The organism is Cohnella xylanilytica, assembly GCF_014212175.1.
Taxonomy (GTDB): domain Bacteria; phylum Bacillota; class Bacilli; order Paenibacillales; family Paenibacillaceae; genus Cohnella; species Cohnella xylanilytica.
In genome coordinates, this window is sequence record NZ_JACJVR010000112.1 from 1 (window position 1) to 14,902 (window position 14,902).

Annotated in this window: 13 protein-coding genes; 9 read left to right on the plus strand and 4 right to left on the minus strand. The window is 63.1% G+C overall.

Going from position 1 to position 14,902, the window contains the following annotated elements; translation table 11 throughout:
- Positions 1–495 (plus strand): hypothetical protein (locus H7B90_RS32610; RefSeq protein WP_221482193.1); only part of this gene is annotated, 495 nt, incomplete at its 5' end.
- A 41-nt stretch (positions 496–536) separates the two neighbouring features.
- Positions 537–3,590 carry a chitinase N-terminal domain-containing protein gene (locus tag H7B90_RS27365; RefSeq protein WP_185139082.1) on the plus strand — a complete coding sequence of 1,018 codons (3,054 nt, stop codon included), beginning with the start codon at positions 537–539 and terminating at the stop codon, positions 3,588–3,590.
- A 97-nt stretch (positions 3,591–3,687) separates the two neighbouring features.
- On the opposite strand, the gene H7B90_RS27370 is transcribed toward H7B90_RS27365, so the two are convergent.
- On the minus strand, positions 3,688–4,710 hold the full coding sequence (locus H7B90_RS27370) for an aldo/keto reductase (protein WP_185139083.1): 1,023 nt from the start codon (positions 4,708–4,710) through the stop codon (positions 3,688–3,690).
- 191 nt (positions 4,711–4,901) lie between these two features.
- Between H7B90_RS27370 and H7B90_RS27375 the strand changes: the two genes are divergently transcribed.
- Both H7B90_RS27375 and H7B90_RS27380 read left to right on the plus strand, forming a co-directional pair.
- Positions 4,902–5,765: a helix-turn-helix domain-containing protein gene (locus tag H7B90_RS27375; protein ID WP_185139084.1), complete on the plus strand. Its 864-nt coding sequence runs from the start codon at positions 4,902–4,904 to the stop codon at positions 5,763–5,765.
- A 45-nt stretch (positions 5,766–5,810) separates the two neighbouring features.
- Positions 5,811–6,365 carry an SLOG family protein gene (locus tag H7B90_RS27380; RefSeq protein ID WP_185139085.1) on the plus strand — a complete coding sequence of 185 codons (555 nt, stop codon included), beginning with the start codon at positions 5,811–5,813 and terminating at the stop codon, positions 6,363–6,365.
- 58 nt (positions 6,366–6,423) lie between these two features.
- Here H7B90_RS27380 and H7B90_RS27385 read toward each other — a convergent pair whose 3' ends face one another.
- On the minus strand, positions 6,424–7,233 hold the full coding sequence (locus H7B90_RS27385; protein ID WP_185139086.1) for a methyltransferase domain-containing protein: 810 nt from the start codon (positions 7,231–7,233) through the stop codon (positions 6,424–6,426).
- Between the two features lie 318 nt (positions 7,234–7,551).
- Here H7B90_RS27385 and H7B90_RS27390 point away from each other — a divergent pair, with 318 nt between their 5' ends.
- The 3 genes from H7B90_RS27390 to H7B90_RS27400 all read left to right on the plus strand — a co-directional run bounded on the left by H7B90_RS27390 (position 7,552) and on the right by H7B90_RS27400 (position 9,740).
- Positions 7,552–7,956, plus strand: coding sequence for a hypothetical protein (locus H7B90_RS27390; RefSeq protein WP_185139087.1), 405 nt, complete (start codon positions 7,552–7,554; stop codon positions 7,954–7,956).
- Between the two features lie 155 nt (positions 7,957–8,111).
- On the plus strand, positions 8,112–9,161 hold the full coding sequence (locus tag H7B90_RS27395; protein WP_185139088.1) for a serine hydrolase domain-containing protein: 1,050 nt from the start codon (positions 8,112–8,114) through the stop codon (positions 9,159–9,161).
- A gap of 69 nt (positions 9,162–9,230) precedes the next feature.
- Positions 9,231–9,740, plus strand: a complete 510-nt coding sequence (locus tag H7B90_RS27400; RefSeq protein WP_185139089.1) for a CYTH domain-containing protein — start codon at positions 9,231–9,233, stop codon at positions 9,738–9,740.
- Between the two features lie 533 nt (positions 9,741–10,273).
- Here H7B90_RS27400 and H7B90_RS27405 read toward each other — a convergent pair.
- The gene (locus tag H7B90_RS27405; protein ID WP_185139090.1) at positions 10,274–10,894 is read right to left on the minus strand and encodes a TetR/AcrR family transcriptional regulator; all 621 of its coding nucleotides are present in this window, start codon (positions 10,892–10,894) and stop codon (positions 10,274–10,276) included.
- A gap of 158 nt (positions 10,895–11,052) precedes the next feature.
- Between H7B90_RS27405 and H7B90_RS27410 the strand changes: the two genes are divergently transcribed.
- Positions 11,053–12,075: an NADP-dependent oxidoreductase gene (locus H7B90_RS27410; RefSeq protein ID WP_221482194.1), complete on the plus strand. Its 1,023-nt coding sequence runs from the start codon at positions 11,053–11,055 to the stop codon at positions 12,073–12,075.
- Between the two features lie 142 nt (positions 12,076–12,217).
- A complete protein-coding gene (locus H7B90_RS27415; protein WP_185139091.1) occupies positions 12,218–13,261 on the plus strand; it encodes a glycoside hydrolase family 130 protein in 1,044 nt (347 codons plus the stop codon).
- Between the two features lie 64 nt (positions 13,262–13,325).
- On the opposite strand, the gene H7B90_RS27420 is transcribed toward H7B90_RS27415, so the two are convergent.
- On the minus strand, positions 13,326–14,900 hold the full coding sequence (locus H7B90_RS27420) for a DUF3369 domain-containing protein (protein ID WP_185139092.1): 1,575 nt from the start codon (positions 14,898–14,900) through the stop codon (positions 13,326–13,328).
- Between the last annotated feature and the right edge of the window lie 2 nt (positions 14,901–14,902).

Genomic DNA, 14,902 nt, shown 5'->3' on the forward strand with positions numbered 1-14,902 from the left:
CTAATTAGGGGGCTTAATAGCAATACCGAAAAATTCGGTATTCAGAGCCCGAAGATGCGCCGCGAGTCGTCCCAATACCGAAAAATTCGGTATTCAGAGCCCGAAGACGCGCCGCGAGTCGTCCCAATACCGAAAAATTCGGCATTCAGAGCCCGAAGACGCGCCGCGAGTCGTCCCAATACCGAAAAATTCGGTATTCAGAGCCCCAAGACGCGCCGCGAGTCATCCCAATACCGAAAAATTCGGTATTCAGAGCCTGAAGACTCGCCGCGAGTCCTCCCAATACCGAAAAATTCGGCATTCAGAGCCCGAAGACGCGCCGCGACGCACCCCAATGGCGAAAAATTCGCCATTCAGAGCCCGAAGACGCGCCGCGACGCCCCCAATAGCGAAAATTCGCCATTCGCCAAACCGGCGGGCAGCCATGCCCGCGCTTTTTTTTATATTTCTCTTACATTTTTCTACCATTCTCGTAAAAGTCCGGTGATAGACTGAAGAGGAAGTCGCAGCATTCATGAAATTAAAGGAGGAACATGATGAAGACTGCTAGATTCCCGAAAGTCAGAGACGTCTCGTTGAAGCTGGCGCTCGCGCTCTCCATCCTGATTCCGGCTCAGGTCGGAATCGGAGGGCTCGGAGGGCTCGCGCCGGCGGCGAGGGCGGAAGGGCCGACCGACCCGGCTCCGTTCATCGAAGCCAAGGTGACGAACGAGAACGCCGGCAAGAAGGTGCTGTTCGACAACACGCACGCGCAGACGGCGGGAGCGGCCGACTGGGTCATCGACGGCGGCTTCTCCGACTTCGGCAACGCGCTGGCCAACGACGGCTACTACGTGAAGGAGCTGCGCAAGACGACGCCGTTCACGTTCGCCGATCTGGAGCCGTACGACGTCTTCGTCGTCGCGGAGCCGAACATTCCGTTTAAGCAGAGCGAGCAAGCCGCGATGGAGCAATACGTAGAAGAAGGCGGCAGCATCTTCTTCATCGGTGACCACTACAACGCGGACCGCAACAAGAACCGTTGGGACGGCTCCGAGAGCATCAACGGCTTCCGCCGCGGCGCGTGGGACAACCCGGCGAAGGGGATGGACGCCGAAGAAGCGGCTTCCGCCGCCATGCAGGACGTGGCCAGCTCCGACTGGCTCGCGACGAACTTCGGCATCCGCTTCCGCTACAACGCGCTCGGCGACATTACGGCGAACAACATCGTCGAGCCGAGCCAAGCGTTCGGCATCACGGAAGGCGTGGACGGCGTCGCGATGCACGCGGGCTCGACGCTGGCGATCGTCGATCCGACGAAGGCCAAGGGCATCGTCTACTTGCCGCAGACGAGCGATGCGTGGGCGAACGCGGTGGATCAGGGCGTCTACAACGGCGGGGGCGTCGCGGAAGGGCCGTACGTCGCCGTCTCCAAGCTGGGCCTCGGCAAGGCGGCGTTCATCGGGGATTCTTCCCCCGTCGAGGACGCCAGCCCCAAGTATCTTCGCGAAGACACGGGCGCCAAGAAGACGACCTACGACGGCTTCAAGGAACAGGACGACGGCGTTCTGCTCGTGAACCTCATCGAATGGCTGTCGACTCCCGAGAGCTATACGAGCTTCGACCAAGTGCCGGGACTTGCGCTCGACCAGCCGACGGCGCTGCATGCGTTCGAACAGCCGGCGGCTTCGACCGAGCCGAAGCCGGAGCCTTGGGCTCCGCCGAACGCCGGCTACAAGTGGTACGACCGCTCGACGTTCCGGGCCGGCTCCTTCGGCGGCCCCACGATCGAGTACGATCCCGAGTACGGGTTCGTCCACCAGAGCCAGCTGCCGAACGCCGCCGAGTTCCAGATTCGCGTCGAAGCGCGCAACCTGCAGCCGAATTCGACCTTGTCCGGCTTCAGCACGGGCATCTACCTGACGGGCGGCACGCAGGTCGCCAAGTTCCGGAACGCCGACGGAACCTGGCCGGCCTCGTACGGCTACAGCACGGCGTACAGCCTGACCGCGGACGCCAACGGCTACGCGTACAAGGACCTCACCGTGCAGATCAAGCCGGGAACGAGCGGAAGCGCCAACCTGCGGCTTCGCCAGAACGGCAGCAACCTGCTGACGCAGACGGTTACCCTCGCGAACGTGCCCGCGGAGCCGCTTCCGGAGCCGGGAGATCCGAAGCCGGCGCTCGTCCCGATCGCGGAAGCCCGCGCCAAGGCGGAAGGAACGAAGGTAACGGTCGAAGGCGTCGTCACGACGGAGCCGGGGATCTTCGGAGGACAGTCGTTTTATCTCCAGGACGACAGCGGCGGCATTTACGTTTTTCAGAGCCAATCCGGCTTCCATCAAGGGGATAAGGTGAAGATCACCGCGTCCCTGGCCGTCTATAACGCCGAGCTGGAATTGGCCGAAGTCGCCTCCATCGAGAAAACGGGAACGTCCCCGCTCCCGGCCGCCGAGCCGGTCGCCGCCGTGGACGACTCGAATCAAGGACGCCTCGTCGGCATCTCGGGTGCCAAGATCGCGAACATCGTGACGGCGAGCCCGAGCGGCTCGTTCGAATTCGACGCGATCTCGGGATCCGTCTCGAACCATATCCGCGTCGACGGCCGCACCGGAGTGACTCTGTCGAACTTCCCGTACGAGGAAGGGGACGTCGTCGATATCCAAGGCGTGGCGGCGATTTTCAAGGGCGTCTACCAATTGAAGCCGAGAGGGCTCGGCGACTTCCAGCTCGTCTCCGGCGGCGAAGTGCTGTCGGAAGCTTCCCTGTCCGCCGATTCGACGACGCTGAAGGTCGGCGGCGAGACGAAGCTGCGCGTCGAGGCGAAGCTGAGCGACGGAACGCCGGCCGATCTGAGCGGGGCGGCCGTGCAGTTCGCGAGCTCCGATCCGGCCGTAGCGGAGATCGGCGCCGACGGGACGCTGCGCGCTCTGAAGGAAGGCGGCGCTCAAGCGACCGCGACCGTGACGCTGAACGGAACGACGGTCACCTCCGCTCCGCTCGCGATCGAGGTCGTTCGTCCGCTGGCTGCCGGAGCGCCGGGCAAGCCGGTCCTGTCGGACGATAACGGTTGGGACACGGGGCTGCGCGACGGGAGCTATACCGTCACGATGAACCTGTGGTGGGGGAACAACGGAACGGAGGTCAAGCTGTACGAGAACGGCGTCCTGGTCGGAACGAAGCCGCTGAAGGACGCTTCTCCGGCCGCCCAGAAGGCTTCCTTCGAGATTGCGGGCAAGGCTAACGGAACGTACGTCTACACGTGCGAGCTGTCCAACGTATACGGTACGACGGCGTGCAGCCCGCTTACGGTTACCGTCGCCGACGCCAACCCCGGCAAGCCGGTCCTGGCGCACGACAATTGGGACGGAGACGGCAGCTACAAGGTGTCGATGAACCTGTGGTGGGGAACGAACGCCACGGAATACCGCCTGTACGAGAACGACAAGCTGATCGACACGCAGACGCTCACCGCCGCCACGCCGGCGGCCCAACGCGCCGAGACGGCGATCTCGGGCCGGGCTCCGGGCGAATACCGGTATCGGTGCGAGCTGGTCAACGAAGCGGGCGCAACGGCCAGCGAGACGATCGCGGTTCAAGTTCGGGCGTAGGAAAAGGTACCGATACGAGACAACCCGGCATTGGCCATGGCCAATGCCGGGTTGTTCGCCGTTCCAGCCTCGTCCGCCGTTCAACTCTCGACTGCCGTTACCGGCCCAGAGCCTTCGCCGCAATCGGATCGAGAGTCGCCTCCGCGAACCAGTTCGGATACAGCGGCGCCGGTCTCGTCAAGGCGTCCAACCGGGCCAGATCCTCCGCGTCCAGCTTCAGCTCCGCCGCCGCCAGGTTGTCATCCAACTGCGACAGACGGCTGGAGCCGATCAGAACGCTGGAGACGACGGGCTTCGCGAGCAGCCAGGCGAGCGACACTTGCGCGGGGGAGGCGCCGTATCGGCCCGCGATATCCCGAACGGTCTCGAGCGCCGAGAATCCCCATTCCTTGTCGTGCGGCAGGAAGTCGAAGCCGCTGAGCCGATTGTTCGGGTCGCTTAGATTGTCGCGGGTGTACTTCCCGCTCAGGAAGCCGCCGGCGAGAGGACTCCAGACCGTCAGCCCCACTCCGTTCGCTTCCATGAACGGAATCGTCTCGTGCTCCAGGTCCCGGCCGATAAGCGAGTAGTACATCTGCCCGTTGACGAAGGCCGCCCATCCGCGTTCGCGCTGCAGCTGGACCGCCTGGGCGGCCATCCACGCCGGCCAGTTGGAATAGCCGATGTAGCGGACTTTGCCCGAGCGGACGAGATCGTTCAGCGCTTCGAGCGTCTCCTCGAGCGGAGTGAACGGATCCGTCTTGTGCACGATGTAGAGATCGATGTAATCGGTGTTCAGCCGGGCCAGGCTGGCTTCGCACGCGTCGAACAGATGCTTGCGGGACAGACCCGCCTGCGTGACGCCGGGCCCCATCCGGTTGCCGGCTTTGGTCGCGACGATCGTCTCCTTCCGGCGGGCGCCGAGCAGCCGTCCGAGCATCTCCTCGCTCTGCCCGTCGGCGTAAGCGTCCGCCGTGTCGAAGAAGTTGACCCCGGCGTCGAGGGCCCGGTCGACCAGCTGCTGCGCTTCGTCCCGGCCGACCTTGTAGACGGTCGGGAAGTTGCCCGAGCCGAAGGTCATGGCTCCGAAAGCCAGCTTCGATACGATTAATCCGGAATGGCCCAATCGGGAATAGATCATGTTTTGCTCATCCTCCTTCTCTCTTATGGTTCAAGTATAGACGCGGTGGGCGCGGGCAATCTTGTACGATCGAATCGCGAATTTGGACGTTCCGATCATTCGGGAACCCGTGGAATTGGTCCGATGCGCCGGAGTGAGATACAATAGGGGAATATGGATAGAGCGAAAAACGAGCCGAGGAGGGAGAAGGGATGCCGGATACTCCGATCGCGACCAGCGAGTCGATGGGATGGACGGACTTGAAGCTGTCCGGTTGGGAAGGCGTATCTCCGCAGGAGGCGTTCGAGCCGGAGCTGAACCGCCATCTGCTTGTCCTTCACCGGACGCCGGGGCCGGTCCGCGTCTTCGAGCGGGCGGACGGCTACCGGGGGGACGGAGTGGCGCGGCCGGGCGACATCAACCTGTTCTCGGCGGGGGATCTGTCGTTCTGCCGCTGGGAAGAGAACCTCAGCTTCATCCGCCTGGACCTGTCTCCCGCCTTGACGGACCGGGTCGCCGCCGAGCTGGAGCTTCCGCAGGCCGGAGGCGGGGCCGTCGACTTAAGCCGGCGCATCCGGCTGCGCGACGACCGCGTCTCCCAGATCGTGCAGTGGCTGTACGAGGATCTGAATCAAGGCGGCCTAGGCGGGAAGCTGTATGCCGATTCGCTCGCGAGAATGCTCGCCGTCCACCTGCTGCACCGATACGGCGTCGCCTCCGAGCGTCCCGAGCGCCGGAAGGCGGGCCCGTCCCGACTCGCGCGCCGTCAGCTGGACGGAGCCCTTCAATACGTGCACGCGCATCTCGGCCAGGATATCTCCCTGGAGAAGCTGGCGGCGGCCGCGCACGTCAGCGCCTCTCACCTCGTTCGCTTGTTCCGGGAGGCGACGGGGCTCGCCCCTCATCAATACGTGATCCGCGAGCGGATTCGCCGGGCGCAAGCGCATCTGGAGGCGGGGCTGCCTATTCAGGAAGTCGCGGCGGCTCTCGGCTTCAGCGACCAGAGTCATCTGCATCGCCACTTCAAGCGGATCGTCGGCGTCACCCCGCGCGAATACGCCCGCGGCCTTCGCTAACCGGAGAAGCTAGATTCGAAGCCGGATTCGCGGTATGCTAGAAGCATGAAGACTCTTCTCGTGACGGGCTACCGCGCCCATGAACTCGGCATTTTTGACCGGAAGCACAAGGGCATCGAATATATCAAGAGAGCGATCGCGGCCAAGCTGGTCCCCTTGATCGAGGAAGGACTCGAATGGGTGATCACCCCCGGCCAGTTCGGGGTCGATCTGTGGGCGTGCGAGACGGCGATCGAGCTCAAGACGACGTACCCCCATCTGAAGCTCTCGATCCTGACCGCTTACAGCAATCCGGAGGAGAAGTGGAAGGACGACCGGAAGGAATACTACCACGACCTGTTGAAAAAAGTGGATTACTACGGAGCCGTCAGCAAGCAGCCCTACAGCGGGCCTTGGCAGTTCAAGGCCCGCGACGAGCTGCTCTTCCGCAAGACCGACGGCATCCTGCTCGTCTACGACGAGGATTCCGGAGAAGGAAGCCCGAAGTTCTTCAAGGAGACCGCCCTTCGCAAGAACGCGTCCGAAGGGTATCGGTACATCTCCATCGGGCAAGACGACATCCAGAGCATCGCGGAAGAGAGCAGCTATCGCTACGAATGAGCTGGCCTAAGCAATGAGCTGACCTAACCAATGAGCTGGTCTAACGAATGAGCCGGCCTTACGAAGTCCTAACGCCTTCCGCGGTCAGCATGTACATCGTCATGGACCGGGCATCGCGCCGGATCCATTCCCGGTACTCGTTCTCGGCCTGCTCGCATCGCGCCTTCGAGATATAGCCGTCCTGCGCCATCCGGGCTCCCCGGCTGGAAGCCGTGTCCGCCCACAGCGCGATTCGCGCCTCGAAGCCGGGTTCGCTGCGTACGGCCGTCTCGTGCCGGGGCGTCGTCCGGACGCGCTCGAGGCCGGCTTGGCGAAGCAGCTCCGGCAGGCGATCCGCGATCGCGTTGTCGAAGCCCGCGTCGGCGCGCCAGGCGAGGTAGGCGGAATAAAATTCCCGCATGCTGGCGGGCGGCTCCGGCTCCCAGCGGATCTTCTCGTGATTGTAGTCCGTTACGACGACGAGGCCCCCGACACGCACGGCCGCTCTCATGCGCAGAAGCGCCCGCAGCGGATCGGCCAGCCAGACGAACAGTCGCGAGCCGGCCGCGATATCGAACCTCTCCTCGTAAGGCAACGAATAGACGTCCCCGACCTCGAACGCCAAGCCGGGAACGCCGTCGTGCGCCGAACGGGCTCGCGCGATCAAGGCGGGATCGTTGTCGAAGCCGACCGCGCTTCCTTGCGTTCCGACCGCCTCCGCGATGCCTCTGGTGATCGCTCCCGTTCCGCAGCCGACGTCCAGCACCGCCATTCCGGCCCGCACGACCTCCGCAAGGCCCGGATTCGAAGACGCCAGCGTCCTCGCGTCGAGAGCATTCGTTAATTTGCCCGACAGCTTCGCCCTGCTCGCCGCCTGATGGTTTTCCATGCCGCAGTCCCCCTTTGAGCTCATTATAGAGCGGAAGTTTTTATAGCTGAAATACATAGACTAAATAAATGATATAGTTTCGGTCTATAAGTCGAGTTCTGGACAGACCCTCTCTAAGACAACCTCAAGCTGGAAAAAAATAGACCGGCTTCCCCATCCCTCCTCCTTTTCCGAAGGGTGATAGAAGTCCCGATTCCGCGAGAGTACAAAGTCCTAATAAAATCAAAAAATATCGGCGTTTCTCTTAAAATAGTGGTGATAATTACCTGGACTCGTGATATTATCGGTTCATAGGAACTATGGATCGGGGGAGTTCATATGTCGTTAGGACTAAGGGTGGCTCAATGCCCGGGCTGCGGAAGCTTGTATCAGGAGAATAGCCGGAAGCAGTGCCCCGATTGCTCGGCCGTCGAGGACGCGCAGATCGAAGCGATCGAGCGGCAATTGCGGCGCAACCGGTTCCTGAACAACGAGCAGGTCGCCGAGATCACGTCCATTCCGGCCGAGAGGATTCGCGGCTGGATCCGGAAGGGCAAGATCAAGCTGTACGATTATCCGAATCTCGCGGATTCGTGCGATCTGTGCGGAGAGCCGACCCGCTCGGGCAAGCTGTGCGTGAAGTGCTCCTCCAGAATTCAATCCGATATCGTCCGCGTGTTCGAGCAAGAGAGATTGATGAAGGAACGGAATCGGGCCACTCACAGTTATATTTCCAAAAGATAGAGACACGGACGCCGGCGCGCGACAGCGCCGGCGTTGTTCGTTCCTCCGGTACCGCGACCTTATCGCCTTCTTGAACGTATTCAGAGCAGGCGCGTCAGAGGCGGGAAGGAATGCGGCCCGCGGATCTCGCGGGAACGAAGGGGGAGCTACCGACGATGACTATGCTTCAACAAGAGACGAATGCCGGCGCTTCACTGGAGCTGGAAGAAACGATCGAGAGGCTCGCGAAGCCTTATCTGGAACCGAGGCGGCATGCCGTCGTCGCCATCGGAATCCTGCGCGGCGACGAGAAGCGGGTGTTCGGCTTCGGCGACTTGTCCCCTTACGGCGGAGCCGGTTACGGGGAGCTGATCTACGAGATCGGCTCGATCACGAAGGTGTTCACGACGACGCTGCTCGCCGGTCTGCTGGCGGAGGGGAAGGTTCGGCTGGACGACCCGGTCGGCCGATACGAGTCCGCCCTGCCGGCCGATCATCCCGTCAAACTCCGGCATCTGGCGACGCACACGTCGGGATTGCCGACCGCGAGCTTGGCGAAGAGGCTGCTCAACCGCTTCGACCGGAAGACGTACCGCGATCCGTTCTGCCTGTTCAGCGTGGAGGAGGCGCTGGCCTATCTCCGCCGGAAGGGACCGGAGCGGGCGGGGAAGAAGTTCCGCTATTCGAACGCGGGGATGGGATTGCTGGGGCGAATAGCGGCGCGTCAGCTCGGGACGGATTACGAGGGCGCCGTCCGGGAACGGATCGCCGGGCCGTACGGAATGAAGGACACGGGGATCGCTCTCGCTTCGGAGCAGCGCGGAAGGGCGGTGCCCGGCTATTCGGGGCTGTTGGGCAACGAGACGCGGCAGCCGGACCTCGTCATGAAGGACTTCGAAGGGGCGGGGGCGCTGCGTTCGACCGTGAACGACTTGTTCCGCTTCCTCTCGGTCCATATGGCCGCTAGCCGAGATCCCGCCGATCCCCTCGCGCTCTGCCACCGGGTCCATCACGAGATGAACGACAGGGCCGGCGTCGGGCTCGGCTGGATCGTCCACCGGACCGGGAAGTTCGTCTGGCATAACGGAGGAACGCACGGCTTCAGCAGCTTCATGGGCTTCCGTCAGGACCGGCCGCACGGCGTCGTCGTTCTCTCGAATTACCGTCCGGGAGTGGGCAGGGTAACGACGGACCTTATCGGAGCCGAACTGCTGAAGTTGCCGTAACTGGACGGTTTGGGTACAATAGGCTCTATTAAAGTCGACCGGTACCCCGGCAGAGGAGAACGAGCGCAGATGGCATTGGAGATCGAACGGAAGTTTCTATTAAGCGAACCGCTGGATTCGGTGATCGGCTCGGGCAAGCTGAAGATCCGGTCGGAGCAGCGAATCGAGCAGACGTACTTGGCGATGGACGACACGCAGGAACTGCGCATACGGAGGATCACGGACTTGGCCGATGGCGGGGTGGAGTACACCCATACCTTCAAGCGGGGCTCCGGCATGGCCCGCGAGGAGGTCGAGTATTCGATCTCGGAGAGCCTCTACGAGCAGGTGTTCCGGGCGTTCGACGCGATCCCGCTGACGAAGAACCGGATTACCGCCGAGTGGGAAGGGCTCGTCGTGGAGATCGATATTTACGACCAGCTGGAGCTGACGGTCGTCGAGGTCGAATTCGGCTCGGAAGAGGAAGCGAATTCGTTCGTGCCGCCCTCCTGGTTCGGAAGGGATATCGGGGCGGAGAAGCAGTACGGGAACAAGACCGTATGGAAGTCGCTTCAGAAGAAGCGGCCGCAGGAACAATAATCGGGCGCGGCAGCCAGACGGCTTGGCGAGGGACGGGAGCACTCCGGAAGGGGGCTCCCGTTTTTTGCTGCTTAAGACCGCTCCGTTAACAGACTTCTCGGAATGCGGGGGTTCGGAAGGAAGTCAAGTTCAGGGTTGCAATCCGCGTTGCAGGGCTACGGTTCAGGGACCCCGTTGTGCAACGAACTCAGGAGTCGCTATTTAGCCGTCAGAAGCCCATTTCGGAATTCTAACGAACTCCAGCGATCTTATTTAAGGCAACTCGGGGGAAAAACGGGCTTGCAGCACGAAATAGCGTTTATACGATTCGTTAGAACCGAAAATCCACGATTTTCAGCGAAATAGCGTCTCCTCGATTCGTTAGCGCCCCCGGCTCCTTCTCGACACCGTATCCGGTCCCCTATAAAGATCCGCAAGCAGGATCCGCCTCATCCCCGTACGGAAGAACCACACGATCCGCCCCATCCCCGTACCGAAGATCCGCGCGCAGGATCCGCCCCTTCCCCGTACCGGCGCAACGGACAACCTTGGATTCACCCCTCCGAAGCGAGCCGGCCCGTTCCCGCCAGGAGAACGGCCATGACCTCATCGGCCATCCGTTCGGCGGACAGCCGGCGATTGCCCCGGCTCCAGTCGACGGCCGCTCCGTAGATCGCCCAGCTCGCCATGAGCGCCAGCGTCTCGGACGAATACGGAGGCGCGTCCGCAACCGCGTTCGCCCGGCTTCTCTCGATCCAATCCAGCAGCAGCGCGTACAGATCCTCCTGCACGGCGCGCTCGAGCATCGGGCCGACGACGTCCGTCGGATGGCACCGGCCGCTCATCTCCCGGTAATGCTCCAGCACGGTCTGGACGAGAATCCGCAGGGGGCCGCGCTCCCACCCCGCGTCCTCGGGAAGCGTAGCCGCCAGCCGATGGCGGAATTTATCCCGCAGGGCTTCCTCGAGAAGCGCGTATTTATCCGGAAAATGCGCATAGAACGTCCCCCGGTTCACGTCCGCCCGGTCGGCGATGTCCTGGATCGTGATGGCCGGGAAGCCCTTCTCCCGCATCAATTCGAGGAACGATTGCTTGAGCAGCCGGTACGACCGGCGCGCCCGCCTGTCCTGGCTCTTGTCGCTCTTGCCGTTCTTGCCGCACGCTGCCGCTTCCATACCCGAAGGCCTCCTTCTTCCCGACAATCCGGCCGGAATGTCGGATACCCGATGCGGACGGCCGATTGCCGATTGAGCGGGCTCGGGCCGTTGTCTACCATTATATTCGGGGGCGGGAGATCGCTCAACAGAAGGCAAGAGAGAGGGAGAGAACTACAGTGAAGATAGAACGAAGAGAGGTCGATCGTACCGCCGCTCATATTGTTGAACATACCGCCGATCCTATCGCCGACCCGGCCGCCAATCCGATGATGGCGATCCGCTACCATGAACGCGGAGGACCCGAGGTGCTCCGATACGAGCGGGTTCCCCGCCCGTCGCCCGCGGCGGGCGAGCTGCTCGTCCGCGTTCGCGCGTCGAGCGTCAACCCGGGCGACTGGCAGATCCGTTCCGGCCTGGCGGGAGACCGGTTCGCCCTTCCCTATGTGCCGGGATGGGACATCTCGGGCGTCGTGGAGCAGGCCGGCGAAGGGGCGGCCGGATTCCGGGAAGGGGAAGAGGTGTACGGCATGACGGCGAGCGGAGGCGGCCACGCGGAATACGCCGTCATCCCGGCGGCTCAGGCGGCCTGCAAGCCGAAGTCGCTCAGCCATGCCGAAGCCGCCGCCGTGCCGATGTCGGCCTTCACCGCATGGCGGGCGCTGCTCGAGCAGGGAGCTCTTCGCCCGGGAGAGACGGTGCTCGTCAACGGGGCGGCCGGGGGCGTCGGCCACTTCGCCGTGCAGATCGCCAAGCGGGCGGGAGCGAAGGTGGTCGCCGTCGCGTCGGGAAGGAATGAAGCTTGGCTCCGGGAGCTCGGCGCCGTCGAGTTTCTCGACTACACGGAGGTCCCGGTCGACCGGTCGCCGTGGCGGGCCGATCTGGCGCTGGACGCCGTGGGCGGGCCGGACGGAGACCGGCTGCTCGCGGCCGTGAAGCCCGGCGGAAGGCTCGTCCCGGTCGCGTTCGGCGTCTATTCGCCGGACAAGGCGGCGGCGCGATCCGTCGCGGTCGGGGAAGTTCTCATGCCGCCGATCTCGACGGACGCTCTCGCTCGGCTGGCGGCCGAGTTCGACGCCGGCCGGCTGCGGGTCGTCCTCGATTCGGTCTATCCGCTGCGGGACGCCTATCTCGCCCACGAGAGAAGCGAAGGGCGCCGGCTGCGCGGCAAGATCGTCATCGAGATGGAGACGCTCGCATGACCCGATTGCGCGCGGCGCGCAGGAAGCCGCCGCCACTTGGCTATAATAGCGTCCGCTTCCGCATCATAGATATGGAGGGACGGGGTCCGCGGCAGGGGAAGCCTTAACGGGTAAACGATGTCAGAAGGAGGTTGAGCCTGAAATGACGATTGTCCGATTCGCGGAGAATCCGCTGATCCGCATCGACGACGTGCCGCCGAGCCGGCCGGACTTCAAGGTGGTCGGAGCGTTCAACGCGGGGGTGGCGCAGCTCGGGGAGGAGACGATCCTTCTCCTGAGGGTGGCCGAGATGCCGATCGAGTCGCCGGACGATCAGTTGGCCGTTCCCGTGCTGAACGAACGGGACGGCAGCCTCGAGATCCGGCATCTGCCGCTGTCCGACGCCGAATACGATTATACCGATCCCCGGGTCGTGAAGAAGCTGGGCAGCTTCGTATACCTGACCTCCATCTCGCACTTGCGGGTAGCCAGGAGCCGGGACGGCGTCCGCTTCCGGGTGGAGGACCGCCCGGCGATGTTCCCCGCGGACGCCGCCGAAGCGTGGGGGATCGAGGATCCCCGCGTCACTCCGATCGGGGACCGCTATTATATTACGTACAGCGCCGTCTCCTCGAAGGGAGTCGCGGTCCGGCTCGCCGTTACCGAGGACTTCGCCGCGTTCGAGAGGCTCCCGGTCGTGCTGCCTCCCGAGAACAAGGACGCCGCGATCTTCCCGGGCACGATCGGCGGCAAGTATTACATGCTTCACCGGCCCGTCCCGAGGGCGATCGGCGCGCCGGAGATGTGGATCGCCGAATCGCCGGACCTGATCCACTGGGGCAACCATCGCCACCTGATGGGCTTGCGCCCGGGCAGCTGGGACGGGGTCCGCATGGGGGGCGGAGCGGTGCCGATCGAGACCGGCGAGGGCTGGCTCGAATTGTACCACGGCGCGGATTCGACGGACCGCTACTGCATGGGAGCGGTGCTGCTCGACAAGCGCGACCCCGGCAAGGTGCTGGCCCGCTCGCGGGTTCCGATTCTGGAGCCGGAGGCGGAGTACGAAGCGAACGGCTTCTTCGGCGGAGTCGTCTTCTCGTGCGGAGCGCTGCTTCGGGGCCGGACGGTCCGCATGTATTACGGGGCGGCGGACGAGACGACGGCCTGCGCGGAGCTGCCGCTGGAGGACATCTACCGGACGTTCTGAACGGCGGCGCCAAGCCCTTCCTAACGACAAGAGAGAGCCGCGTTCCCGCGCGCTCTCTCGTTCGTCAAGCGAGTCTCGGATCCGAATACCGGTCCCGAATCTCGAGAATGTCGTCCAGATGTTCGAAAAACAGGTCGACCAGCTTCGGATCGAAGTGCCGCCCGCTCTCCCGCCGGAAGTAGTCGAGAATGTCCTCGAGAGGCCAAGCCTTCTTGTACACCCGGTCGCTGCCGAGCGCGTCGAAGACGTCGGCCAGCGCGGCGATCCGTCCGTACAGATGGATCTCTTCCCCCGCCAGTCCGTTCGGGTAGCCTTGCCCGTCGTACTTCTCGTGATGCTGGTAAGCGATGATGGCCGCCGTCTTGATCAGGTCGCGGTTCGAATGGTTCAGCATCGCGTATCCGTGGTTCGTGTGCTGCTTGATGACGTCGAATTCTTCGGGCGTCAGCTTGCCGGGCTTGTTCAGAATCTCGTCGGGCACGGCGACCTTGCCGACGTCGTGCATCGAAGAGGCGAGCCGGATCATCTCCGCCTCCTCTTCCGGAAGCCCGACCTTCAGAGCGAGCAGCTTGGAGTATTCGGCGACCCGCTTGACGTGGTTGCCCGTCTCCTTGGAGCGGGTCTCGGCGATCTCGCCGAGCGTGAAGATAATGTCCTTCTGCGTCGTCTCGACTTCTTCGTTCAGGTACAGGTTCTCGAAGGCGATGGAGACGTTGGAGCAGTAGATGTCGATCAAGTACCGGTTCCATTCGCTCGGCTTGACCGCTCCTTCGAAGTAGATAACGTTCTCCCGTCCCGTCTTGCTCTGAAAATAACAGGTGAAGTGATCGGCGGCGAACTCGCCCCGCTTGTTCCGGAACGCCTCCTCGATACAGCGCAGCACGCGGGGAGGAGCGACGTCCTGGACTCGCGTATTCGGGACGGCCGAGTCCGAATAATCGCCGGTCGCCGCCAGGATGTAGATCTCTTCCTGTCCCTTGGAGACGGCGAAGCTGTTGCAATGAAGCGCGTTCCGGTTCAGGTTCAGGATCGCCGTCAGCTGGGTCAGCACGCCGCTGGCGAACTGGTTGAGCGACTTCAGCTCGAACAGGTCGGCGGAAGCGTGAATGATTTTCTCCAAGCCGAGCTTATTGTTCTCGATCACCTGGATGTCCCGGTACGAGCGGAGCGCCGCCATGACGGTCGTGAACAGCTTCTGCGCCGTCAGCTCGGTCTTCTCCTTATAATCGTTGATGTCGTAGTTCGTGATGACGACCTTCTCCGGCGCTTGTCCCGGCTGGCCCGTCCGCAGAATGATGCGGGTCGTGACGTACTTCAGCCGCTCGCGGATGTGCCTGACGATCCGCAGGCCGGAATCGTCCCGGTCCATGACGACGTCGAGCAGGACGACCGCGGCGTCCGGGTGATCCTCGAGAACCTTCATCGCCTCCGGCTCGGAATACGCGCTGACGAACTCAAGGCGCCTGCCGTCGAATTCGAAGTCGCTCAGCACCAGCCGGGTCAGATGATGAACCTCTTGCTCATCGTCCACGATGACGACCTTCCACCGGTTCTCGATCGAGCCCGATTCGGCAAGAGTAGGCTGTCGTTCGTCGTCGGCGAAAATCAATAAATCGTCTTGCCCCAAATCGCTGCTCATAA

Bases quoted from the DNA above. Each gene is read 5' to 3' on its own strand.
- H7B90_RS27405 (WP_185139090.1), bottom strand. From the start codon at position 10,894: ATGGAAGCGGCAGCGTGCGGCAAGAACGGCAAGAGCGACAAGAGCCAG.
- H7B90_RS27390 (WP_185139087.1), top strand. From the start codon at position 7,552: ATGTCGTTAGGACTAAGGGTGGCTCAATGCCCGGGCTGCGGAAGCTTG.
- H7B90_RS27395 (WP_185139088.1), top strand. From the start codon at position 8,112: ATGACTATGCTTCAACAAGAGACGAATGCCGGCGCTTCACTGGAGCTG.
- H7B90_RS27370 (WP_185139083.1), bottom strand. From the start codon at position 4,710: ATGATCTATTCCCGATTGGGCCATTCCGGATTAATCGTATCGAAGCTG.
- H7B90_RS27400 (WP_185139089.1), top strand. From the start codon at position 9,231: ATGGCATTGGAGATCGAACGGAAGTTTCTATTAAGCGAACCGCTGGAT.
- H7B90_RS27415 (WP_185139091.1), top strand. From the start codon at position 12,218: ATGACGATTGTCCGATTCGCGGAGAATCCGCTGATCCGCATCGACGAC.
- H7B90_RS27365 (WP_185139082.1), top strand. From the start codon at position 537: ATGAAGACTGCTAGATTCCCGAAAGTCAGAGACGTCTCGTTGAAGCTG.
- H7B90_RS27420 (WP_185139092.1), bottom strand. From the start codon at position 14,900: ATGAGCAGCGATTTGGGGCAAGACGATTTATTGATTTTCGCCGACGAC.
- H7B90_RS27380 (WP_185139085.1), top strand. From the start codon at position 5,811: ATGAAGACTCTTCTCGTGACGGGCTACCGCGCCCATGAACTCGGCATT.
- H7B90_RS27375 (WP_185139084.1), top strand. From the start codon at position 4,902: ATGCCGGATACTCCGATCGCGACCAGCGAGTCGATGGGATGGACGGAC.
- H7B90_RS27385 (WP_185139086.1), bottom strand. From the start codon at position 7,233: ATGGAAAACCATCAGGCGGCGAGCAGGGCGAAGCTGTCGGGCAAATTA.